Below are 22,977 nucleotides of genomic sequence, written 5' to 3'. Positions count from 1 at the left end.
ATGACGATTTCGACCATCCTCCTCGTTGAGGATGACCCCACGATCAGTCAGGCCCTATCGGATCGCCTCACGGCGGAAGGTTTCCGGGTCATTCAAGCGTTCGACGGCCCTGCAGCGGTGCTGGCCCACGATGCTCATGAGCCTGACGTCGTCGTATTAGACGTCATGCTTCCGGGTTTCGATGGGCCCGAGGTCTGCCGGCGGATTCAGGCGACGCGGCCGGTTCCGGTACTGATGCTGACTGCCCGTGATGCGGAGACCGATCTTCTGGTTGGCCTCGGCGTGGGGGCCGATGACTACGTGACGAAGCCCTTCCGGATGCGCGAACTCGTGGCGCGGGTCCACGCGCTGCTGCGCCGCGTGGAAAGAGCGCGCGAACTTGCCGCAAGCGGCGCGAGCCGAATTTCTTTCGATGCCCTCACCCTCGACCGCAGCACCCGCGAAGTGACGATCGAGGGTGCAAGCGTGCACCTCACACCGATCGAGTTCGACCTCCTTGCCTTGCTCGCGGAGCAACCGGGCAAGGTTCACTCACATGACGATTTGATGCGCGAGGTGTGGGGATGGCCAGACTCGTCGGGCACTCGGACGCTGGCTAGCCACGTCAAAGCGTTGCGCGCAAAGATCGGGGCCCACCGCGTCCGGACTGTGCACGGGGTCGGCTATGCGCTGGCGGTGGCGCAGTGAACCCGGACCGGCCGCTCGACGGATTCCGCTCGATCAAGGTCAAGCTAGGAATTCTCGTCGCATTGAGCATTGTTGCCGCAGCGCTCGTTTCTGAGGCAGGCAGCCGGGCCGGTGTCCCAGCTTGGCTGACAATGCCGGTCACAGTGGCTGTCGCGCTTGCGGTGACGCAATGGCTGGCCCGCGGTATGACCTCACCGTTGCGCGAGATGACGGCCGCAGCATCCGTGATGGCGACGGGTGACTACTCCAGCCGAGTGACGACGACGTCACGGGACGAAGTCGGCGAACTTGCCCGGGCTTTCAATACAATGGCAGCGGACCTTTCGGCTGCTGACCAGCAGCGGCGTCAGCTTGTGGCGACAGTTTCGCATGAACTGCGCACCCCGTTGACCGCCCAGCAAGCGTTGCTGGAGAACCTGGTTGACGGGGTCATCTCGCCGGACTCGGAAAGCCTGCGGACAGCTCTCGCCCAAGCTGAGCGCCTTAGCGCGCTCGTGTCCGATCTGCTCGATTTGAGTCGAGTTGAGGGTGGAGTCACGCCGTTGACTATCTCCCGCATTGATCTCGCTGAGCTCATCGATCAGGGAGTCCGCGAAGCGAACGCCGCAGGTGCGGACCAGCGACACATTCGGTTTGACGTGTCCGTAGACCCTGCCGAAGTGGAGATCTGCGCCGATGCTGGCCGCCTGGCGCAGGTGATCGCGAACCTGCTCGACAACGCAGTACGTCACTCACCGGTCGGAGGCACCGTGACCGTGCGTGGCGGCGCCATCGACACCCAGCGGTGGGCGCTCGAAGTATTCGACGAGGGGCCCGGCATACCCGCTGACCGCGCTGAAAGTGTCTTCACACGGTTCGGCTCATGGAACGACTCCGGCGGCGGCACCGGACTTGGTCTGGCGATCGCTAGCTGGGTGTGCGAACTCCACGGCGGATCGATTTCGGTGCTGCCCGCCGATTCGGGTGCACACCTGCGAGCCGTCCTTCCGACCGTGCCCTCCCCTGCCTCTGTCCCAGAACCCACGAAAGAGAATTCCGTGCCCCACGCAAGTTCAGCGGCTGTGGCCGAACCACCGCCAGCCCGAAGTTCAGCCCCGACGCCTCCTGCAGCCTCGCCAGTCGCCCAATTGTTTGGAAATGCCTGGCCAGAACGCAACCAGAAAGCGCGTCCCGACCTCGTCCTGGGGTGTGTGGGTGTCGGCGTGCTCGCTGCCCTGATCCTGCCGGAACGCAACAACATCGGCCTGGGAGCGCTGCTTGTACTTTTTGTCTGTGGCGGCGTGGTGTTTGCCGCGTCCGTGCGCAAACGCGCGCCCTGGACGATGGCACTCGCACTGGTTAGTGCTGGTTTGGGGTCATTGCTGGTGCTGCGCGATGCCGACTGGTTGTCCGTGCTCGCAGTGCTCATCGTGGTGGTTCTGACTATGTCTGCGCTCACGGGAGCACGCGCTGTTGCTGCGACAGTGCTTGCGGCGGCCTCCTGGCCGGTTGCGGCTCTTCGGGGGCTCCCGTTGCTCGGCCGTTCGATATCTGCATTGTCGCGTCATTCGATCATCTGGCCGGTGCTCCGCACCGTAGTGATTTCGGTTGCGGCCCTGGTGATCTTCGGCGGGCTCTTCGCTTCCGGAGATGCGATTTTTGGTTCGTGGGCCGACCGGATCATCCCGGATGTGAACGCGGACGGCTTTGTCTACCGATCATTCGTTGGATTCTTCGTCGGCGGCACTGTACTCGCCGCAACATATGTCGCGATCAATCCTCCGCCGGTGAACAACGCGGCGATGGTGTCAGGCAAACCAGTGCACCGCCGGTTCGAATGGCTCGTCCCGCTGGGTCTGGTGATCGCCATCTTCGGTGTTTTCCTCGCGGCACAAGCGTCCGCGATGTGGGGTGGCCACGACTATGTTCAGCGGACTACCGGACTCACGTACGCCGAGTACGTGCACCAGGGGTTCGGCCAGCTTGTCGCGGTGACATTCCTGACGCTCGTCACCGTAGCGCTTGCGGCCAGGAAAGCTCCGCGAGTAACGGCGAATGACCGCCTTCTGCTGAATGTTTCGCTGGGGCTCCTCTGTGTACTTGCACTTGCTGTTGTCGGTTCAGCACTGTTGCGAATGTATGTGTACCAGGAGGCGTACGGCTTCACCGTGTTGCGCGTACTCGTTATCGCCTTCGAATTCTGGATGGGTCTACTGCTCATGTTCGTGCTCGCGGCCGGAATCGTGCGCCACGGGCGCTGGATTCCCCGCGGCGCGCTGCTTTCGGCTGCACTTTTCGTCTTGGCGATCGGCCTGATCAACCCCGAAGCCTTTGTGGCTCAGCGGAACATTGACCGTTACAACGAGACTGGAAAGATCGACACCCACTATTTGCGCAGACTGGGCCCGGACGCCACCCCCGCGATCGTTGCAGGGCTCCCTCCTGAGCTTGCCGCGTGCATTGTCAGTGCTCCGCCGAACCTGTCCGATGATGTTCTCGAGTGGAATCTGGGGCGTGCACGGGCCGCCGCAGCAGCGCAAGGGCTCGATCCAAATCAGACAACAGGGTGCGCCAGTTTGCTATCAGACCATTCCTGATATTCGGGTTCCTGCAGCCTATAATTCCGCTGTTGCGGTATGTATGCTGCCTTGTGTGCCGCAATTCCGTCTGAGTCAAGCTGCTGACCTCCTTGGGGTCAGCGACGATACCGTGCGCCGGTGGGTTTCGCAGAAACTCCTTGTGGCCGACGCTGATGAAGCGGGCCGTCAGGTGATCGATGGCGCCGAGATCGCGGCGTTTGCGCGTGAACGCGCCAGCAGCGGCAGTGGCGGTGGGCGGGTATCCGCGCGCAACCGCATCAGAGGGATCGTGACTGAGGTGCAGAAGGACGGGCTCATGGCTCAAGTAGAGGTGACGGCCGGCCGATTCCGCCTGACGTCGCTGATGTCCCGCGACGCCGCCGAAGAAATGGGCTTGCAACCCGGCGTGGCGGCGACGGTTGTCGTGAAGGCCACAAACGCCATCATCGAAACAGAAAGCCCGGGTTGATGTTGCGGCGATTCGCCCTAGCTTTCTTTCTGGTGATGGTCGCGATAACCGGGTGTGGCGCGCCTGGCGATCCCAATGACGAATCCCAGACTGTCGCTGTAGCGGCCGCGGCCGATCTGAAGTTCGCCCTCGACGAGATCATCAACGCTTTCGAAGCCGAACACGACGGCTGGCAGATCTCCGTTTCCTACGGCTCGTCCGGCAACTTCGTCCAGCAGATACGCAACGGCGCACCGTTCGATGTGTACTTGTCAGCGGATATCACGCTTGCGGAAGCTCTCGCTGACAGCGGGTTCGCGGACCCAGCTGATGTCTTCGGCTATGCGACAGGGCGCCTCGTGGTGTGGGCGGCTGATGGGTCGCCTGCAGACCCCACAGCGGGCGTCTCGGGGCTGGTCAGGGACGACGTGAAGACCGTCGCGATCGCTAATCCGCAGCACGCACCCTACGGGCAGGCCGCCGAGGCTGCGATGCGAACCGCGGGCGTGCTGGAAGAGTTAAAGGGCAAACTGGTATTGGGCGAAAACATCGCGCAGGCTGCCGAGTTCGCGCAGACCGGCAATGCGGACGCGGGAATCATCGCGCTCGCTCTGGCACTATCGCCGGGCTTGAGCGAGCTGGGCACGTTCAGTGAAGTACCCCTCGATGACTTTCCGCGGCTGAATCAGGGCGGCGTGGTACTGAGCCGTGCGTCCGAAAGCGCGCACATTTTCGCGGATTTTCTGACCTCCCCGGCCGGGCAGGAGATCCTGTCGAGATACGGGTTCTCCCCACCCGATGGCGAAGGCTGACGGGCGTGGATTGGGACGCGGTGGTACTCAGCCTGCGCCTCGCCGCTGCCACCACGGTTGTCTTGCTGCTCATGGGCATTCCGCTGGCGGCCTGGTTAGCGTATTCACGCAGGCGATGGACAGTGGTCGTGGAGGCAGTTGTCGCGCTGCCTCTGGTCCTACCGCCGACGGTCTTGGGGTTCTACCTTCTCGTCGCCCTCGGTAACCGCTCTCCGATCGGGCGGTGGTGGATCGAGTTGACGGGTTCACCACTGGTCTTCACCTTCAACGGTTTGCTTATCGCCTCGGTCCTGCACAGTCTGCCGTTTGCTGTGCAGCCGCTGATGGCGTCTTTCGCAGGAGTTGACCGGCGGTTGCTCGAGGCGTCAACAGTGCTGGGACGGACGTGGCCGGCGACCATCGTGAAAGTAGTGCTGCCGCTCTCGCGTGCAGGGCTGGTTACCGCGGTAGTACTGACGTTCGCACACACCATCGGCGAGTTCGGGGTGGTACTTATGGTCGGAGGCAACATTCCCGGCCAGACACGGACGGTCGCCATTTCGATTTACGACAGTGTGCAAGCCTTTGATCATGCAACCGCGGCACGAACGAGCTTTGTGCTGCTGTTGTTCTCACTTGTCGTACTTGTCGCGACGTACACGATCAACCGGAGAGGCAGGCCCGCATGGCCCCGGCCCTGACTATCCGTGTTCGCCACCGTTTGCTCGACGTGGACCTGGAACTGCCGATGGATTCCGCCGCGCCCGTCACCGTCCTCTTCGGCGCATCGGGCGCAGGGAAAACGACACTGCTGAGGTGTGTTGCAGGACTAGAGAAACCTGCACCCCCAAGCCGGATCGCCTTTGGCCCGGAAGTATGGAACGACGGCCGCCACCAAGTACGGCCCCGGCACCGGCGTGTGGGTTATCTCTTCCAGGACCATGCACTCTTCCCCCACCTGAGTGTGGACGCCAATGTCGCATATGGACTTGTCGGGGTCCCTCGCGGTGAGCGCAGAACCCGCACCAACAGTGCGCTGGCCACAGCGGGCGCGACGCATCTCTCAGGGCGCGCGACCTCGGAGTTGTCCGGCGGGGAGGCTCAGCGCGTCGCACTTGCCCGCGCGCTCGCCGTAGATCCTCGGCTGCTGCTGCTGGATGAACCACTTTCGGCGCTTGACGGACCCACGCGCGCCCGGCTGCGCACTGAACTTCGCTCAATTCTGGTGGCTACGGGTACACCCACTCTGCTGGTCACGCACGACCGCACCGAAGCGTTAGCCCTCGGCGACAGGATCGTCGTTCTGGTTAACGGCCACGTCCACCAGCAGGGGCCAGTCGAAAGCGTCTTCTCACAACCCGCCACGCCACATGTCGCTGAGGCTGTCGGCGTCGAAAATGTCTTGCCTGGCACCGTTGAAGGTAATGGCGACGGGGTGGTGCACATCCGTCTGTCGTCGGGCACACTCACTGCGCTAGATCCTGGTGATCTTGTCGTCGGTACCCGGGTCCTTGCCTGTATCCGGGCGGAGGACGTGGCCCTAGAGGCGACCGAGCCGCACCGTGCAAGCCCACGTAACCACATCCCCGCGCTGGTGCGCTCAGTTGTCTCTGAGGGGCCGCTGCAGCGGGTAGAACTCGACGCCGGTGTGCCGTTGGCGGCCTACATCACCCGCCCAGCGTGTGAAGACCTTGGGCTCGCGCCCGGCTCTCGTGTTACTGCCGTCATGAAAGCAACCGCGGTGCATGTCATCGCGCGTATCGAAGGTGAATGACACGATGAACCGACACGACAGACACCGTCTAAGAGGGAGTTGTTTGTGAATTCGCCGTGGCCCATAGCCATGATCGACCCGCACATTCACCAGTGGGACCCCTACACAACGCCTCGGCACACCACCCGTAAGGCACGGTTGTTTCGTCCGCTCCCGCAGATACCGCGCGCACTTCGCTGGACTGCACCGCGGTCTGACCGCGAGTTCATCGGGCATCCCCACCACGCCATGAAGCCCTACCTGCCCAGTGATTACCTGCGGGATGCCGGGCAGTTGCCGGTGACGTCTGTGGTGCATATCGAAGCCGCGTGGCAAGCTTCCGGCCATTTGGGTGGAGTTGACGAAACCCGTTGGGTGGCAGCGCTTCCTTTCGGTCAGGACGGGTCTCCACAGCTTGGGGCGATCGTTGTGCACGCCGACCCGCGGTGGGAAGATGCCGGAGACGTCCTCGACGCGCAAACCGCAGCGAGCCGACTAGTACGCGGCGTCCGATTCTCGGCAAGCAACCATCCCGACCCGGCGGTCCGCGACTTTTGCTCTCATCCAGGAGTCCTCAGCGATCCGTCATTCCTGCGCGGGTTTGCAGCGCTCGCGGATCGGCGTCTGAGTTTCGAAATGTGGCTCTATTCGCATCAGCTTCCCGACGCCGCAGTGCTCGCTCGGGAGTATCCGGAAACCACTCTCGTTCTCGACCACTATGCCACCCCGGTAGGGCTGTTCGGCCCACGCGGAAAGCACACCGGTACGACAGGCCGAGACCGGTCCTCGCTGCTCGCGAAGTGGCGGGACGACATCGCTACGCTGGCGCAGTTTCCGAATGTTGTGGCGAAGCATTCCGGGCTGGGAATGCCGCTGCTTGGCGGAGACTTGCGCCGCCCGATCGATGTCGCACAGCTACCGAAGATCGTCGATCGATCGGCCCCGCTCATTCGTCACCTGCACGACAGCTTTAGCGCAGACCGGACGATGTGGGCTTCCAACTACCCCATCGATAAACCTGTCCACACGATCGCCGCGAGTGCACGAGTCCTGCTGGAAGTACTCGGCGGCGATGCGCACCCACAGAAGCTGTTTCACGATGTCGCACAGCGCACGTACGGGATGGGCCCGTAGGCTGAGCGTCATGGCCCTCGGTGCAACGATGTTCAGCTTCGCGGTCGACCTCGCCGACGTCGACCGCGGTGTCTACGAACATCTGGATCTTCGCGTCGCACGTCATCCGTCGGAGACCTCCGAGTTCATGCTGACGCGCTTACTGGCCTACCTTCTCGAGTATCAGGAAGGCATCGCGTTCAGTGAGGGCGGAGTCTCGTCGACCGACGAACCAGCTGTTCTGATTCGAGATCTCACTGGACGCATCACCGCCTGGATCGAGGTCGGAGCCCCCGACGCGGACCGCGTGCATCGCGGCAGAAAACTGGCCGGCCGTGCTGCCGTGTACACGCACCGGGACCCGGAAAAGGTGCGCATGCAACTCGTAGGGAAAGGGATTCATAAGGTCGAGGAGATTCCCATCTACAGTTTCGATAGCCATTTCATCGATGCGGCGGTCGCCGCGATCGAACGCCGCAACGCTCTTACGCTCTCCATCACAGAACGCGAACTGTATCTAGATCTCAACGGCTCAGTTCTGAGCACAGCGATCGCCGCGCACGAACTCAGCTAGCCCCTAGTTTGAGTTAGGTTGCCCTCACCTAACCTACGTAACGGGGGCACGATGGCCAAGCGAAACAACCTGAAAACCATCGCACTCGTTGAGACCGAGCACAGCGACGATGCGCGAAATCCGCCCGCGATGCACGACCTGCACCTGACCTGGCTCGCCAGGGAAACCGACGATCTGAGCATTCTCGATACGCTCGCCCATGTCAGCCTGCCGAACGATCCTTGCTATGCCTTCATCGCGGGCGGCCAGAAGCTCGTCTCGTCGATCCGCCGCCATCTCGTGAACGAGCGGGGGCTCCCGAAGGACGCCGTAACCTTCACCGGGTACTGGCGCTGATTACCGTGTCAACCGTGCAAGCGCCGGTACGCTTCTGCCGCACCGGGATGCAGCGGAACTGGCCGCGTCCCGATCAGCGACCGCATGTCGAGGAATTGAGTGCCTAATGCGTGCGCCGGAATCAGATCACGGGCCTTGTTCACCAGGATGTGAACGACCTCCGACGCCGCTTCGGATGGCAAGTGGCGACGAGTGAGTAAGAGATTCGCGACACCGACCGTGTCAATGGTGGTCCCTGGAAGTTGCACATGGTCGTATAGCCCGGGATAGGCATTCTGCAGCGCCTCGATGTTAGGGCCGAGCGAAAGGAAACGGAACCCACGGCGAGCAAGGGCAGGTGTGGGGTAACCGCTGCCCCAGATCAGCGCGTCGATGTCGCCACGTTCCAGCGAGCCGATGGCGTCGGTCAGGTTCATGTAGCGGGCGTCCACCTCTTCCGTCATCTCGGCCGCACTCAACAGCCGGGGCGCAGTGACTGCCGCGACTCCGGAACCCGGCGCGCCGAGCACGATCCGCCGGCCACGCAACTCGGTGAGTGCCGAGTATTCGGAGTCGGCGCGGACGACCAGCTGGACGTAGTTCTCGTAGACACGGCCAATCGCAGCCAGCCCACTCCCAGCCAAGTCGGTGCGTTGGGGAACCGCATCAGCATGGCTGAGCGCTAGTTCTGCTGCGTCGTCGAGGAGGAGACGAATGTTCGTACGCGAACCGTCAGTCTCAATCGGCACCATTCGAATCCGTGAATCTCGAGAGGCATCCGCGAGTAACCGTGCGAACTGGAAGTATGTCCCCGCGGATTCCCCGGACGCGAGGCGCAGTTGCTGGGGTCCTCCACTCTGCGCACAGCCTGCTGCCGCGGCCCCAACGAGGAGGAGGAACATACGTCTTGTAAGCATTGGTCACCCGCCCTGCCGCGGGAATCGCCGTGCTGCCGCCACTTCGAGAACCACACTCAATCCGTGCGGTTTCGCGGGCTCGACCCGCAGTGTAGCGAGATGTGCGTCCGCCAGCGCGTGCGCGATCGACAAGCCGAGTCCGGTACCGGCCTGACCCTGAGTTGTGGACCGGTAGAAGCGCTCAGTGAGTCGGCCGATCTCGTCCGAAGGTACGCCTGGCCCGTTATCGGTAACCGTGATTTCACTAGTCTCCCCCACATTTCGCACCGATATCGTCACCTTCGCACCCGCTCCGGCGTAACTGTGCGCGTTGCTCAGGGCCGCATCTAGAATTTCCTCGAGCGACGTTTCGTTGATCGCTACCTCACAATGCGGTTCACTGAACTCAGTTGTCAGGAGCATTTTTGAAGCCGCGAAAGCCGCCCCCCAGGAGTCCGCTCTCTCGGCAGCGACAAGCACAGCATCACAACTGGCAGCTTTGCCGGACCCCGCGACGGCAAGTTCAAACCGTTCTGGCACTCCCGCAGCCGCGAGTTTCAGCATGCCGTCGAGCAGGGAGCGCAGGCGCTGCGCTTCTGCAGCGGCCCGATCGAGCGAGGGCAGCGATGTTTCTGGGACGTCAGAGGTAAGCATGTCCAGCCGGATCTGCAGCGCGGCGAGCGGGTTTCGCAGTTTATGCGCAGTGTCGGTGATCAACTGTCGCTGGGCGGATGCTGAGTTCAGCACCGAGTGCGTCATTGCGTCGAATGAGCGGGCGAGGTCACGAATCTCTGGCGGCCCGGTGTAGTGGTCGGTGAGCGGGGCGGGTTCATCTGTTTTCGGGAGAGTGCGAGTAAGAGAAGCTACTCCCGATGACAGCGCATCTAGCGGACGCAGCACCCATCGTGTCAGGACGTGCGCGAGGGCGACGACCAGCGCCAGCGCGACCGTTGAAGTGGCGGCAATGAGCCCCCACGTTCGGGCGATATCGCTCTGCGCTCGCGTTGCCGAAACCGAGAGGACAACGACGCCCTCCGAGTGAACGCCAGTACCTATCGGGCGGGCGAGCAGCATCTCCTCAGCACTCCAGGGAGTAAGCCTGGTGGGGACTGGTAGTTGCTCGTTGCGGCGGGCGGCGTCGATAGCGGCGCTCACCTTCGGATCGGCCAGGTCGAGTCCTGACGCGTAGCGCGGTACTCCCGCCGCGTCGGCGATCAGCACAGCCTCACCGAAGAGGTGGTAGTAGTCGTCTATCTCGCCCCTCAGGTAATCCGCGTCGCCCGTGAAAAACCCCGGGTGCGCCAGGGTGGCGAAATAGTCCAGGACCGCGGTCCTGCTCAGCATCAGTTCGTGCGTTCGCGCGTCTGAGGCAGTGAACGCCAAGGGAATCGCGAAGGAGAGGACTGCTGTCGCCGCGAACATGAGCAGCACTGCGAGCACACGGGTCCGCAACTTAGTGTCCCCACCGGTAACCGTAACCCCGGATCGTGGCGATCAATCCGGGCCTATTGAGTTTGGATCGCAACCCGTTCATGTGGACGTCGAGCGTTCGCGAAATCGCCACATACGCGTCGCCCCAGATCTCATCCATAAGTTGCTGCCGACTGACGGCTTCACCGGGACGACTCGCGAGCGCGGCTAGGAGGTCAAACTCCTTCGACGTCAGGCCGACGTCCTCTCCCGCGACTGTCACCACACGTGCGGTCAGGTCGACCTGGACGTCTCCGGCCGCAACAAAGTCTGGAGCATGGTCGGGCTCGGATCTGCGTCGTCTCGTGACCACTTCGAGCCGGGCTACGAGTTCGTTGAGTCTGGGTGGCTTAACCAGGTAGTCGTCGGCACCGACGCGCAGGCCGCGCACCACAGAACGCTCGTCGTCCCGCGCGGTCAGGATAATGACCGGCACGTCACTGACAGTTCGCAGATTCCGCAGTATGACAAGACCATCGGCGTCCGGGAGTCCGAGATCGAGAAGGACAGCGTCAAATCCCTTGTGATGGAGGAGTAAATCCTCGCCGCGCTGCATCCGCGTGGCATTGTGCGAGCGCGCCGTAAGAGCGTCGACAAGCGCATCGCCGACGCCATCGTCGTCCTCAACGACCGCGACTCGCACGAAGTTTCTCTTCCCGCCCAAGATGACGTGGATACTGCCCTGACTACGTTACCTAACCCGGCCACCCCCGAAGATCCCGGCGGGTAAGCGATCGTCTTAAGGGAATGTAAGGCATCGGACAAGAGTGTGGTGTGCCTCATAGGAGCTGCCTCAAAGTGGGAGCTATCACTGACCACAGCCCCATGCTTGAGGAGCTCACATGAGCCTAGCCACGATGGCCGATAGGCCCACCAGAAAGCCCCCGTCGCCGAGGATCAATCGGGGACGGGTCGGGCTCGCGCTGGGCCCCGCGCTGTTCGCTGTCGCCTACTTCATCCCTGCCCTGACTGGACTCGACGACGCACCTCGTGCCGTGCTGGCAGTCACCCTGTGGGTGGCTGCCTGGTGGATCACGGAGGCACTGCCGATTCCGGCGACGTCGCTGATGCCGATCTTCCTGCTGCCCCTCCTGGGCGGGACTGATCAGGCGACTGCCACAGCCGCCTATGCCCATCCCCTCGTCTTCATGTACATGGGCGGCTTCACCATCGCGCTCGCAATTCAGAAGTGGGACCTGCACAAGCGCATCGCGATGGTGATCATCACGATGGTCGGCAGTGGCGGCCAGCGAATAATGCTGGGCGTCATATTGGCCACCGCTGCCCTGTCGATGTGGATCTCGAACGCAGCAACAGCGCTGATGATGCTGCCGATCGCTCTCGCGCTGATTGCGGAGCTGCGCGAGAAAGAGGTCTACGACGAGCAGACTTTACGGCGCTACGCCAAAGGGCTTTTGCTTTCGGTGGCCTACGCGGCATCTATTGGTGGTCTGGCAACGCTGATCGGTTCAGTGCCCAACGCGGTTTTCGCGGCTGTCGCTGAGCAGAGCCTCGGCCGCACAATCTCCTTCGCTGAGTGGTTCTTCTTCGCTGCGCCGCTGGCGTGTCTGATGCTGGTGGCGCTGTATTTTTACCTGACTCGGGTCGTGTGCCGGAAGGTGCCTTCGACGGCGACTGTGTCGACAGACTTCGCGCGCGAGCAGCTCAGGCAGCTCGGGCGGATGTCGTACGAAGAAAGGGCTGTACTAGCGATCTTCTCGATTGTGGGTTTGCTGTGGATCAGCAGCGGTTTCCTGCCTGCGGCGCTGCAGCTTTCTGATACGTCGATATCGATGATCGGTGCTGTCGCCATGTTCTTGCTCCCCGCACGGCAGGCGAGCGGTGGGCTCCTGGTTTGGGAGGACATGAAGCAGCTCCCCTGGGGGTTGCTGCTGCTCTTCGGTGGTGGCCTGTCGCTTGCGGCGGCTTTCGAGGACTCCGGCCTTACTGGCTGGTTCGGTGAACTGCTGGGCGGACTTGCGTCACTACCGTTCGTGCTCATCATCGTCTCGCTGAGCATCATCGTGCTCTTTATGACCGAAATTATGTCGAACACTGCGGTAGCGAACATGCTGATACCGATCAGTATCGGCCTTGCGCTCGGTATCGGGGTGGATCCGTACTCGATCATGGCGGTGGTGGCCTTGTCAGCGAGTTGTGCCTTCATGCTGCCCATCTCCACGCCGCCGAACGCTGCGGTGTTCGCATCGGATTACATCACGATCGGCGACATGGTTCGGGCGGGGTTCTGGGTCAACATTTTCGCGATCATTCTGATCAATGGTTTTGTGCTGCTCTGGCAGCCGATCATGATGAGCGCGACGTGACTCAGCGGATCGATACGCCGGAGATCGCGCGCGAGATCACCAAGCGCTGGATCTCCGACGTGCCTTCGAAGATCGTGTAAATCTTGGCATCGCGATACATGCGCTCGACTGGGTGGTCCCGCGAGTACCCGGCACCGCCGAGTATTTGCACAGCGCGTTCGGTAGCCATCACGGCTACCTCGCTTGCCTTGAGCTTGGACATCGAGCCTTCTCCAGCGTCGAATGCTTTGTTGTTGCGTCCCATCCATGCGGCACGCCAGACAAGCAGCCGGGCAGCATCGATTTCGGTGCGCATATTAGCCAGATCGAAAGCAATGGCCTGGTTTTCGATAATCGCACGGCCGAAGGCCACTCGTTCTTTCGCATAGTCGAGTGCATATTCGTATGCCGCCCTGGCAATTCCGAGTGCCTGAGCACCGACAACTGGCCGGGTGAGTTCGAAGGTCCGCATCGCGTTCTGCGTTGCGGTCTTTCGGCCTTCGCGCGCCTTTGCGAGGCGTTCGTCGAGTTTTTCCTTGCCGCCTAGCAGGCAGCGGCCGGGTACGCGAACGTCGTCGAGGAAGACGTCAGCCGTGTGGGACGCTCTAAGTCCGAGCTTCAGTATCTTGCGGTTGGCGACGAGTCCTGGTGTGCCTGGGGGCACGATGAACGTCGCCTGCCCGCGTGACTTCAAATCGGGTTCTACAGAGGCGACGACCACATGGATGCCCGCTTCACCGCCGTTGGTGATCCATGCTTTCTGCCCGTTGAGAACCCATTCGTCTCTCGCTTCGTCGTAGCGCGCCCGCGTCCGTAGTGAGGAGACATCGGAACCGGCATCAGGTTCGGATACACAGAAGGCGGCGACTTTCGGGTCAGCGATATCGCCGAAGCATTGCGGACCCCACTCGAGAAACTGTTCCGGAGTCCCTGACGCGAATATTGCACCCATGGCGAGGTTTGTGCCGAACATCGCCATGGCGATGCCTGCGTCACCCCAGAACACCTCTTCGGCAACCAGCGGCATGGAGAGCCCTGTGGGGTCGCCCCACACTTGCGCTTGCGTTTCGAAGCTATACAGGCCAACTTTGGCGGCCTCCCGAATCACCGGCCAGGGCATCTCCTCACGTGCATCCCATTCGTCGGCAGCCGGACGGATGTAGTCGGTAGCAAACTGCCGCACCCACTGCTGCAGATCCTGCTGTTCTTCACTGAGTTCGAAGGAAACCACGTCAGCTCCCCTGCGCTTGCATAGCGGCTTTGAACATGACGCCCATCTTCTCGGCGAAAGCGGTGGTTGCTTTGAGGGGCCGCAGCATCACGGTGAAGGTGTCTATCAGTCCGTCACTGTTGGTGTGCAAAAAGTCGCAGCCCTGCAACTTCAGGTCTCCGACACGGGCGCGGAAGATCAGGGCGTGATTTTCGCCGTCGGTTATCTCTGTCTCGTATTCGAAGTCCTCGAAGACCTCGATGACTGCTCCCAGAATGAGCGCCACCATGTCGCGGCCCTGATACGGCTTGTGCGCGATTGGGCTGTGAAAGACGACGTCTTCAGCGAAGAGGTCAGGCACAGTAGTGAAGTCTCGCGCTTCAACGGCGGCTCGGAAAGGGTGCATCAATTGACTCCTTGAGTGGTGTGAGACACACACTGAACATAGTCTTATTGTTTACTATGTCAAGAAGTGACTAGGGAAGGATTTCGCCTGTGGCGTTACGGCACGCTGTCCTCGCTGCCCTGCTCGATGGGGAGATGTCGGGATACCAGCTCGCGAAGACCTTCGACGTTGCAGTATCGAACTACTGGCACGCGCTGCCGCAGCAGCTCTACGGAGAACTCGCGAAACTCGAAGGGGAAGGCCTCATCACCGGGCGCGAAGTCATCCAGCAAGGGCGGCCCAACAAGCGTGTGTTCACACTGTCAGAGGCCGGGCGCGGCAAGCTCGCTGAGTTCATTTCAGCTGGTTCAAAGCCCTCGTTCATCCGGGATGATCTGTTGGTCAAAGTTCGTGCGGCCGAGGCCGGCTCAATGATTGATCTGGTCGAGCAACTCGAGGAACGCGCCGAGCAGGCGCGCGGAAAGATTGCACTCTTCGAAAAGCTTTTGCGGCAACTGCGCGGTGACCTAGATGAACAAACCTATCTCGAAGAGAGTCCTCGCGTTGGTCCGTACCTCACGGGTCTGCGAGGCAGAGCATTTGAGGAAGACACTTTGCGATGGTGCTCGCACGCGGCTGAGGTCTTGCGCGCGCGACACGCCTCAGAAGGCGCGCGTCCCGAGTCGTAGCGCAAGTGTCACTCCAGTCCCGCTGGGCTCGCGACTGACGACTCATGGCGCCTGTGCGGAAAAAATCATTTCAATGAGATCAAATACTTGAATGATTCCAGAAAATGGGTCACACTTAGGGCTGTGCTTACGACTCCGGACTTCGAGCGCATGCTCCGCATGGCGGCGCTGCGTGTCACACGACCGCGGCTAGCGGTGCTGGAGTCGGTCCACAACCATCCACACTCCGACACCGATTCGATCATCAGTCTTGTGCGGGAGGCTCTCGGTCTGGTGTCGCATCAAACCGTGTACGACGTGCTGAAAGCATTGACTGACACGGGCTTGCTGCGTCGTATCCAACCGTCCGGCTCGGTCGCTCGCTACGAGACGAGAGTCGGAGACAACCACCATCACGTCGTGTGCACTTTGTGCGGTGCGATTGCTGATGTCGACTGCGCGGTTGGTGAGGCACCCTGCCTTGCGGCGTCCGACGCCAAGGGTTTCTCAATCCACGAGGCGGAGGTCATTTACTGGGGCGTTTGCCCTGCCTGCTCCACAGCCCGAAGTTCCTGATTAATCCCGTACCAGCCCCCCATCACCGGAAGGAATCCAATGGCCGAGAATCACGACGCCGTAGTAGGAGATATGAACGAGGAAAGGCGCTCGGGTGGTTGTCCCGTTGCGCACGGCGTCACGGGCCACGGCAGCGAGAGCGAGAACCCGGCGATCGATGCGCCAACTCCCGTAACTGACCGTCCCCGGACGAACAAGGACTGGTGGCCGAATATGCTGGACCTCTCGGTCCTGCGCCACAACTCCCCCAAGTCCGATCCCATGGGCGGCGGCTTTAATTACACCGAGGAGTTCAAGAAGGTCGACGTCGAGGCACTAAAGCGCGATGTCGCGGAAGTTCTCACGGACTCTCAGGACTGGTGGCCTGCGGATTTCGGTCACTACGGCGGTCTCATGATCCGGATGAGCTGGCACCAGGCCGGCACCTACCGCATCTTCGACGGCCGCGGGGGCGGGGGCGACGGCAACCAGCGCTTCGCACCGCTGAACAGCTGGCCCGATAACGCGAACCTCGACAAAGCCCGGCGCCTGCTCTGGCCTGTGAAGAAGAAGTACGGAAAGTCCGTCTCATGGGCTGACCTCCTCGTCTTCGCAGGGAACGTCGCCCTCGAGTCGATGGGCTTCAAGACCTTCGGCTTCGGCTTCGGACGCGAGGATGTCTGGGAGCCAGAGGAGATCTTCTGGGGCCCCGAAGAGACGTGGCTCGGCGACGAGCGCTACAGCGGTGACCGGGAGCTCGCGAACCCGCTGGGCGCAGTACAGATGGGTCTCATCTACGTCAACCCAGAGGGCCCCAACGGCAATCCCGACCCGCTCGCAGCGGCCCGTGACATCCGCGAGACGTTCGCCCGCATGGCGATGAACGACGAGGAAACAGTCGCTCTCATCGCTGGTGGCCACACGTTCGGTAAGACCCACGGCGCCGCGGATGCTGACGAACATGTCGGCCCTGAGCCTGAAGGCGCACCCCTCGAGGAGCAGGGCCTGGGCTGGAAGAGCACGTACGGCACTGGCAAGGGCAACGACTCCATCACCAGCGGACTCGAAGTAACCTGGACCGACAAGCCCACCCAGTGGAGCAACCGGTTCTTCGAGATCCTCTTCGGTTACGAGTGGGAACTGTCGAAGAGCCCGGCCGGAGCGAACCAGTGGGTTGCCAAGGACGCTGAGCCGATCATTCCCGATGCGCAGGATTCGTCGAAGAAGCACCTTCCGACGATGCTGACCACAGATCTGTCGCTTCGTTTCGACCCCACTTACGAGAAGATCTCGCGGCACTTCCTGGAGAACCCTGACGAGTTCGCTCTCGCGTTCGCGAAGGCGTGGTACAAGCTGCTCCACCGCGACATGGGCCCGGTGACCCGCTACCTCGGCCCCTGGGTGGCAGAGCCGCAGTTGTGGCAAGACCCCGTCCCTGCTGCTGACCACGACCTCATCGACGACCAGGACATCGCGTCGCTCAAGGGCAAGCTCCTTGACTCTGGTCTGTCGATCTCCCAACTCACCTCGACAGCATGGGCTTCCGCGGCGAGCTTCCGCGGCACCGACAACCGCGGTGGTGCCAACGGCGCCCGGATCCGCCTGGCCCCGCAGAAGGACTGGGAGGTGAACGAGCCAGCTGAACTCGCTTCGGTGCTGCAGACCCTCGAAGGCATTCAGCAGGAGTTCAACTCGGCGCAAACCGGTGGCAAGAAGGTGTCACTCGCTGACCTGATCGTGCTCGGTGGCTGCGCCGCCGTGGAGCAGGCCGCGAAGAATGCAGGCGTTGAAGTCACCGTCCCATTCGCACCTGGCCGCACGGACGCGTCGCAGGAGCAGACCGACACCGACTCATTCGACGTTCTCGAACCGCGCGCTGATGGTTTCCGGAACTACCTCCGCCAGGGCGAGAAGCTGCAGCCGGAGAAGCTGCTGGTTGACCGCGCGTACTTCCTGAACCTGACCCCGCCGGAGATGACCGCGCTGGTAGGCGGAATGCGCTCTCTGGGAGCGAACTTCGGGAAGACGAAGCACGGTGTCTTCACGGACCAGACCGACTCGCTGAACAACGACTTCTTCGTCAACCTGCTCGACATGGGGACCACGTGGAAAGCATCCGAGTCAACAGAGAATGTGTACGAAGGCCGTGACCGCGCGACGGGTGACGTCAAATGGACGGCGACTGCAGTTGACCTCGTCTTCGGCTCGAACTCCGAACTGCGTGCCCTCGCAGAGGTCTACGCTTGCGACGATGCCAAGGAGAAGTTCGTCAACGACTTCGTCAACGCATGGGACAAGGTGATGAACCTCGATCGGTTCGACCTGAACTGATCACCGCGTTTCGTCAGACGCCCCGCAAGCTCACTGAGCTTTCGGGGCGTCTTCGTCTTTAGTGCATATCGGCCACTCTGGGACGTGGCGGCGGTAAAATCCGCTGATGAAGCGTCTCATAGTCCTCATGGTCGGCCTTTTGGCTACTGGATGTGCTACAACGCCACCGGCTTCTGATCCCGATGACACCGCTCCCACGTCCCCTCCCGCCGCGGCGGAAACATCCGCGGCAGCAGCACCCACGTTCGACTGCTCTGCCCCGAGTTCGGAAATCGAGTCGCTCGTGTGCACTGACACGGACATGGCAGATCTCGATTCACGCCTCAACTCGGAGTATGAGCAGGTGCTCAACACTCCCGGAGCGGACAAGGAAGCCCTCGAAGCCTCGCAAATCGATTGGCACAGTCAGCGTGAGGAATGCACGCAGGAAGCGGACCCCAAAGGATGCGTGCAGCAGGCTTACTTGACCAGACTGGTCGAACTGCATATTGCTGATCCGGCGACGGCAGCCCCTACGGAGGCCCGATACAACTGTCCGGACGGCGAGGAACTCACTGCCCGGTATTACAACGACGGTGATCCTCAAGCTGGCGTCTTCACGTGGGAGGGCAATGAGGTGATTTTATTTATCGAGATGTCCGGTAGTGGCGCCCGGTACGGCAGGGACGGTGTCTCGTTCTGGGAGCACCAAGGTGAGGCGACTTTTGACTACTACGGGGACAGTGTGGTGTGCGAAGTCGCGTAGAAGTGAGACCTCAACATGACAGTATTTTTCGGTGACGAGGGTCCGGGGTATCGACGGGTATGCGAGAGGCTGGATTGGCGTTGAACTGGATGACGGCGCTCTAGTCCGCGTGGAATCAGCGCCGACACTCGCCGCGCTGTGTGACCCGGGGTGTGCCGTGATCGGCGTTGATATTCCGCTGGGTTTTCCTGAAAAGGGCTGGCGAGCAGCTGATTTGGCAGCTCGCCGGGCTCTGGGTGTGCGCCGCAACAGTATCTTCCTAGCACCGCCCATTTCCGTCTGGGAGGAGGATAACTGGATTGCCGCGAACAAGCGGACGCGGCAACTGACCGGTCAGGGACTCACCAAACAGGCTTACGCGCTGCGCATTAAAGTGCTCGAGGCAAATGCCCTCTCCGGCACGATAGAACAGCCGTTGCGCGAGGTCCACCCCGAGCTGAGCTTCGCGGGGATGAACGGTTCACCGCTGCCCTACTCCAAGAAGACGTGGAATGGCGTCATGGCGCGGCGGGCACTCCTCGCGGCCTGTGGAATCGCCGTACCTGATGACCTGGGTGCTGCGGGCACTGTTCCCGTTGACGACGTGCTGGACGCTGCGGCTGCCGCATGGTCAGCTCATCGGATCGCCGTGGGAGCTGCCACGGCGTTGCCTGAGCAACCGGAACTGAGCAGCGACGGTCGGCCGATGGCGATCTGGTTTTGATAGCCCACAACGCGGGTTCGTTGCTAAGGAGTGGTCACACGTCCGCCAATATGTATTCTGTCATAGTAAATCCTTCCGGTGTCGTCAGTACGGAGAAGTCATGACAGCCAGCGAGAAGTGGCACAAGACCGCGTGCATCCTGTGTGAGAACAACTGCGGCATCACCGTCGCTCTCGACGGCCGGAAGTTCGCGAAGATTCGCGGCGACAAAGATCATGTCGCGTCGGAAGGTTACACCTGCAACAAAGCGCTGCGACTCGACCACTACCAAAATGGCGGTGCGCGCCTGACTGCGCCCCTGCGCCGTGAAGCAGACGGTACGTTCACCGAAATCACATGGGAGGGCGCGATCCGTGAGATCGCGGAAAAACTATCCGCTATCCGGGAGGAACACGGCGGGAAATCGATTTTCTATTATGGCGGCGGCGGCCAGGGCAACCATCTCGGCGGCGCATATAGCGGCGCACTCATGCGTCTGCTCGGGGCGCGATATCGGTCGACCGCACTCGCCCAGGAAAAAACTGGCGAAGGATTTGTCGACGCGCACTTCACGGGCGGGCACACCACAGGCGAGTTCGAGCACGCTGAAGTCTCACTGTTCATCGGCAAGAATCCCTGGCAATCGCACGGAGTGCCCCGCGCGCGGACCGTCCTCCAGCAGATCGCGAAGGACCCGCTTCGCACGATGATCGTGCTCGATCCTGTGCGGACAGAAACTGCAGACATGGCCGATTATCATTTGCAGGTTCGCCCAGGAACTGACGCGTGGTGCCTCACCGCGATACTGGGAGTACTGGTCCAGGAAAACCTCGTCGATCAGAGGTTCATCGCTGACCACACCGTCGGGGCAGATACCATCCTCAACGTTCTCCGTGATGTCGATATACACGAATACGCCCAGATCTCCGGTATCGACGAGGACACCGTCCGAGCGGTAGCGCGGCGGATCGCAACCGCGGCGAGTGTATCGACCTATGAAGACCTTGGCGTGCAACAAGGCCCCAACAGCACGCTCATCTCGTACCTGAACAAGCTGATCTGGCTGCTCACCGGAAACTTCGGGAAACCTGGTGCCATGCAGCCACACTCGTGGATGGCACCGCTAGCCAGCTACAGCCTGACCGAGTATGCAACGCCAGTGACGGGTGCCCGCATCCTCGGGGGGATGGTGCCCTGCAACGTTATCGCCGAGGAGATCCTCACTGAACACCCTGATCGCTTCCGCGCGATGATCATCGAATCCTCGAACCCCGCCCACTCCCTTGCCGATTCGCAGCGGTTCCGAGAAGCCATGCGTGCACTCGAACTGTCTGTCGTCATCGACATCGCGCTCACCGAAACTGGGCGCAACGCCGACTACGTTCTGCCCGCGGCTAGCCAGTTCGAGAAGTGGGAAGCGACCTTCTTCACCCTTGAGTTCCCCCGCAACACCTTTCACCTTCGCGCGCCGCTTCTCGATCCACTGCCGGGCACGCTCGCCGAGCCAGAAATCTACTCTCGGCTGATCCGCGAGATCGGCGGGGTGCCGTCCACTTACGTCACCATTCTGCGTGCAGCCGCACGTCTTGGCCGGACGGCCTACAAAGTCGCGTTCGCGGGCCTCATAGCCGCTGACAAGAAGGTGATGGGGATAGCGCCCTACCTGCTGTACCAGACGCTCGGACCGACGCTTCCCGAAAATGCACGTTCAGCGGCCGTGCTGTGGGCGCTGGCGCTCCGCATCGAAAAGATGCACGGCGATTCCATGCGACGTGCAGGTCATCGCAACGCCAACGCGCTCTTCGACGCCATTCTCGCCAGCCGATCAGGGGTCACCTTCACCCTCGACGACCATGAGGACGCGTGGAACTACATCCCACACAAAGACAAACGATTCCCGCTGGTTATCCCGGAGCTCGTGGACCTGCTGGAAGATTTGCGCAGCACACCCGCGCGGCACACTACGGATGAATTCCCGATCGTCCTTTCAGTTGGTGAACGTCGCGCGTTCACCGCAAACACGATATTCCGGGATGCGTCATGGCGCCGCAGAGATACAAAGGGAGCACTTCGCCTGCATCCCGGCGACGCTGCCACCATCGGATTAGCTGACGGCGCGGACGCCCGGATCGTCACTTCGCGCGGAACTGCAACCGCAACAGTCGAATTGAATGACCGGATGCAACCAGGCCACGCGTCACTTCCCAATGGTTTGGGCCTTGACCTGCCCACACCGAACGGTGCAACTGAGCGCGTCGGAGTCGCTCCCAACGAACTCACGGATCTGAAGTGGCGTGACCCAATCGCCGGAACACCGTGGCATAAGCATGTGCCCGCGCGGATCGAGGCAATCGTATGACCCAGAAGGTAAGCACCGAGCCCCGGGAAGAGGTTCTGCTGATCGGACACAACCGCTGAAGCGCACCGGGTCAGTACCGAAGATCACCTTTCCGATTGCATCCCGGCGGCATTCTCGAGCTGTGGCGGGTCAGGTTCTGCGTGCTTCCAATTCGTTGGGCCCCGCCAGATAAAGCCCGCAACTGTGGTCGCGAAGGTGAAAGCAACACCAGCGGTAGCGAGAATTAGAGCCTGCTGATTGGAGATCTCCAGCTGCACGTAGAAGTCACCAAGCATCAGCTGCATGAAAACCTGGAACGCGACGTGGAAACCAACGCAAGCCCAAATATTTTCGGAGATGGCACGGATACATCCAATGACAACTGCCATGGCGAAGAAGAGAATCAAGCGTTCCGCCAGCACGCCCCAACCGTTGAGAACGACCCACAGCGTCGTTCCCCAGATCGCGAACAGAATCGCCTGACCGATGATAGCGATCCACGGAGCTGTTACCGCGCTCAGATTGCGGTATACGTAGCCGCGAAAAATCGCTTCTTCAGGAAACGCCTCGTAGACGAGGACAAGAACAGTGAGCAAAAGTACCGCCCCGAGGAGTTGCATGGCCGGTGAGTGCAAGCTGATTTCTACCCACCCGGAGGCCACACATACCGCGAGACCGATGGATGCAGGAAGCAGCCACGTCACCACCCCTCCCCAAAAAGATAGCCAGCCTTGCCTCAAGCTGGTGACTCCGAGCCCAGACCAGGTCCGCCGGTCCAGATAGCGTCGCGCAGCGACGACAAGAGGAACGGCCAAGACGAATACGCCCACAGCGTTGGTGGCGTGGGCATGGAAGGACATCTCTTCGCCGAAAAGTCTCTGGGTTACGGAAATGACTCCAAGCCAGATTAGGAGAGCACCAGTTAGCACGATAGAGATCCGCACAGCCAGTATTGGACGTTTCGCACTGAGCATGTGAGGAAGTGTAGGTCGCGGGTTCGCTCACGTAACGTGCCAGAAGTCATGATCTAACCTGCTGCCGTGCTGCTGAATGTATACACGCCGATTTCGTCAAGCGACAACGCGTAACCGCGTAGATGCGTTTCCTGACGGCTGCAATATTGAACCGGGCAGGTTCCAAATCGTTCCCAGG

22 protein-coding genes and 1 pseudogene are annotated in these 22,977 nt (G+C 61.5%); 17 read left to right on the top strand and 6 right to left on the bottom strand.

The genetic code is table 11. From position 1 onward, the window contains the following. From FHU29_RS06880 to FHU29_RS06840, 10 genes and pseudogenes are all read left to right on the top strand, one after another. On the top strand, positions 1 to 687 hold the full coding sequence (locus tag FHU29_RS06880) for a response regulator transcription factor (protein WP_064442019.1): 687 nt from the start codon (positions 1 to 3) through the stop codon (positions 685 to 687). Next, positions 684 to 1,676 (top strand): annotated as a pseudogene (locus tag FHU29_RS23825) (HAMP domain-containing sensor histidine kinase); the annotation flags it as partial. The gene FHU29_RS06880 and the pseudogene FHU29_RS23825, both read left to right, overlap by 4 nt. A gap of 333 nt (positions 1,677 to 2,009) precedes the next feature. Beyond that, on the top strand, positions 2,010 to 3,263 hold the full coding sequence (locus FHU29_RS23820) for a DUF4153 domain-containing protein (protein WP_423785868.1): 1,254 nt from the start codon (positions 2,010 to 2,012) through the stop codon (positions 3,261 to 3,263). A 43-nt stretch (positions 3,264 to 3,306) separates the two neighbouring features. After that, a complete protein-coding gene (locus tag FHU29_RS06870) occupies positions 3,307 to 3,714 on the top strand; it encodes a TOBE domain-containing protein (protein ID WP_083962487.1) in 408 nt (135 codons plus the stop codon). Further along, positions 3,714 to 4,505 (top strand): molybdate ABC transporter substrate-binding protein, encoded by a 792-nt coding sequence (gene modA / locus FHU29_RS06865; protein WP_064442022.1) that lies wholly within the window; start codon positions 3,714 to 3,716, stop codon positions 4,503 to 4,505. The genes FHU29_RS06870 and modA overlap by 1 nt, the downstream gene beginning before the upstream one ends. 5 nt (positions 4,506 to 4,510) lie before the next feature. Next, positions 4,511 to 5,185 carry a molybdate ABC transporter permease subunit gene (modB, locus tag FHU29_RS06860; protein ID WP_064442023.1) on the top strand — a complete coding sequence of 225 codons (675 nt, stop codon included), beginning with the start codon at positions 4,511 to 4,513 and terminating at the stop codon, positions 5,183 to 5,185. Continuing rightward, positions 5,170 to 6,258: an ABC transporter ATP-binding protein gene (locus FHU29_RS06855; RefSeq protein WP_064442024.1), complete on the top strand. Its 1,089-nt coding sequence runs from the start codon at positions 5,170 to 5,172 to the stop codon at positions 6,256 to 6,258. The genes modB and FHU29_RS06855 overlap by 16 nt, the downstream gene beginning before the upstream one ends. Before the next feature lie 45 nt (positions 6,259 to 6,303). Beyond that, positions 6,304 to 7,371 carry an amidohydrolase family protein gene (locus FHU29_RS06850; protein WP_083962488.1) on the top strand — a complete coding sequence of 356 codons (1,068 nt, stop codon included), beginning with the start codon at positions 6,304 to 6,306 and terminating at the stop codon, positions 7,369 to 7,371. 10 nt (positions 7,372 to 7,381) lie between these two features. Further along, entirely contained in the window at positions 7,382 to 7,924 is a 543-nt protein-coding gene (locus tag FHU29_RS06845; protein WP_064442026.1) for a YaeQ family protein, read from the top strand. A 51-nt stretch (positions 7,925 to 7,975) separates the two neighbouring features. Beyond that, positions 7,976 to 8,260 carry a siderophore-interacting protein gene (locus tag FHU29_RS06840; protein WP_064442027.1) on the top strand — a complete coding sequence of 95 codons (285 nt, stop codon included), beginning with the start codon at positions 7,976 to 7,978 and terminating at the stop codon, positions 8,258 to 8,260. Positions 8,261 to 8,268: 8 nt separating this feature from the next. Here the strand turns inward: FHU29_RS06840 and FHU29_RS06835 are convergent, their stop codons facing one another. From FHU29_RS06835 to FHU29_RS06825, 3 genes are read right to left on the bottom strand one after another with little or no spacing between them, the layout of a single operon-like run. Then, positions 8,269 to 9,156 carry a TAXI family TRAP transporter solute-binding subunit gene (locus tag FHU29_RS06835; RefSeq protein WP_064442028.1) on the bottom strand — a complete coding sequence of 296 codons (888 nt, stop codon included), beginning with the start codon at positions 9,154 to 9,156 and terminating at the stop codon, positions 8,269 to 8,271. A gap of 3 nt (positions 9,157 to 9,159) precedes the next feature. Next, the gene (locus tag FHU29_RS06830; RefSeq protein ID WP_064442029.1) at positions 9,160 to 10,587 is read right to left on the bottom strand and encodes a sensor histidine kinase; all 1,428 of its coding nucleotides are present in this window, start codon (positions 10,585 to 10,587) and stop codon (positions 9,160 to 9,162) included. A gap of 1 nt (position 10,588) precedes the next feature. After that, the gene (locus FHU29_RS06825) at positions 10,589 to 11,248 is read right to left on the bottom strand and encodes a response regulator transcription factor (protein ID WP_064442030.1); all 660 of its coding nucleotides are present in this window, start codon (positions 11,246 to 11,248) and stop codon (positions 10,589 to 10,591) included. Positions 11,249 to 11,447: 199 nt separating this feature from the next. Between FHU29_RS06825 and FHU29_RS06820 the strand changes: the two genes are divergently transcribed. Then, entirely contained in the window at positions 11,448 to 12,932 is a 1,485-nt protein-coding gene (locus tag FHU29_RS06820) for an SLC13 family permease (protein ID WP_083962489.1), read from the top strand. A gap of 1 nt (position 12,933) precedes the next feature. Here FHU29_RS06820 and FHU29_RS06815 read toward each other — a convergent pair whose 3' ends face one another. Both FHU29_RS06815 and FHU29_RS06810 read right to left on the bottom strand, forming a co-directional pair. Further along, entirely contained in the window at positions 12,934 to 14,142 is a 1,209-nt protein-coding gene (locus FHU29_RS06815; RefSeq protein WP_064442031.1) for an acyl-CoA dehydrogenase family protein, read from the bottom strand. 1 nt (position 14,143) lies between these two features. Further along, positions 14,144 to 14,527: a nuclear transport factor 2 family protein gene (locus FHU29_RS06810; protein WP_064442032.1), complete on the bottom strand. Its 384-nt coding sequence runs from the start codon at positions 14,525 to 14,527 to the stop codon at positions 14,144 to 14,146. An 89-nt stretch (positions 14,528 to 14,616) separates the two neighbouring features. Between FHU29_RS06810 and FHU29_RS06805 the strand changes: the two genes are divergently transcribed. The 6 genes from FHU29_RS06805 (at position 14,617) to FHU29_RS06780 (ending at position 21,846) form a co-directional block, all read left to right on the top strand. Further along, a complete protein-coding gene (locus FHU29_RS06805) occupies positions 14,617 to 15,195 on the top strand; it encodes a PadR family transcriptional regulator (RefSeq protein WP_064442033.1) in 579 nt (192 codons plus the stop codon). 123 nt (positions 15,196 to 15,318) lie between these two features. Next, a complete protein-coding gene (locus FHU29_RS06800; RefSeq protein ID WP_183377485.1) occupies positions 15,319 to 15,750 on the top strand; it encodes a Fur family transcriptional regulator in 432 nt (143 codons plus the stop codon). A gap of 72 nt (positions 15,751 to 15,822) precedes the next feature. Next, positions 15,823 to 18,060, top strand: coding sequence for a catalase/peroxidase HPI (katG, locus tag FHU29_RS06795; protein ID WP_198156557.1), 2,238 nt, complete (start codon positions 15,823 to 15,825; stop codon positions 18,058 to 18,060). 106 nt (positions 18,061 to 18,166) lie between these two features. Further along, a complete protein-coding gene (locus tag FHU29_RS06790) occupies positions 18,167 to 18,805 on the top strand; it encodes an MliC family protein (protein WP_064442035.1) in 639 nt (212 codons plus the stop codon). A 31-nt stretch (positions 18,806 to 18,836) separates the two neighbouring features. Then, on the top strand, positions 18,837 to 19,508 hold the full coding sequence (locus FHU29_RS06785; RefSeq protein WP_064442036.1) for a DUF429 domain-containing protein: 672 nt from the start codon (positions 18,837 to 18,839) through the stop codon (positions 19,506 to 19,508). 100 nt (positions 19,509 to 19,608) lie between these two features. Then, entirely contained in the window at positions 19,609 to 21,846 is a 2,238-nt protein-coding gene (locus FHU29_RS06780) for a molybdopterin-dependent oxidoreductase (protein WP_064442037.1), read from the top strand. Between the two features lie 83 nt (positions 21,847 to 21,929). On the opposite strand, the gene FHU29_RS06775 is transcribed toward FHU29_RS06780, so the two are convergent. Continuing rightward, entirely contained in the window at positions 21,930 to 22,799 is an 870-nt protein-coding gene (locus FHU29_RS06775; protein WP_083962490.1) for a CPBP family intramembrane glutamic endopeptidase, read from the bottom strand. Between the last annotated feature and the right edge of the window lie 178 nt (positions 22,800 to 22,977).

The organism is Hoyosella altamirensis, assembly GCF_014191505.1.
GTDB lineage: Bacteria > Actinomycetota > Actinomycetes > Mycobacteriales > Mycobacteriaceae > Hoyosella > Hoyosella altamirensis.
Note: the sequence above shows the minus strand (reverse complement) of the source record. Positions and strands in the feature narration are given on the sequence as shown.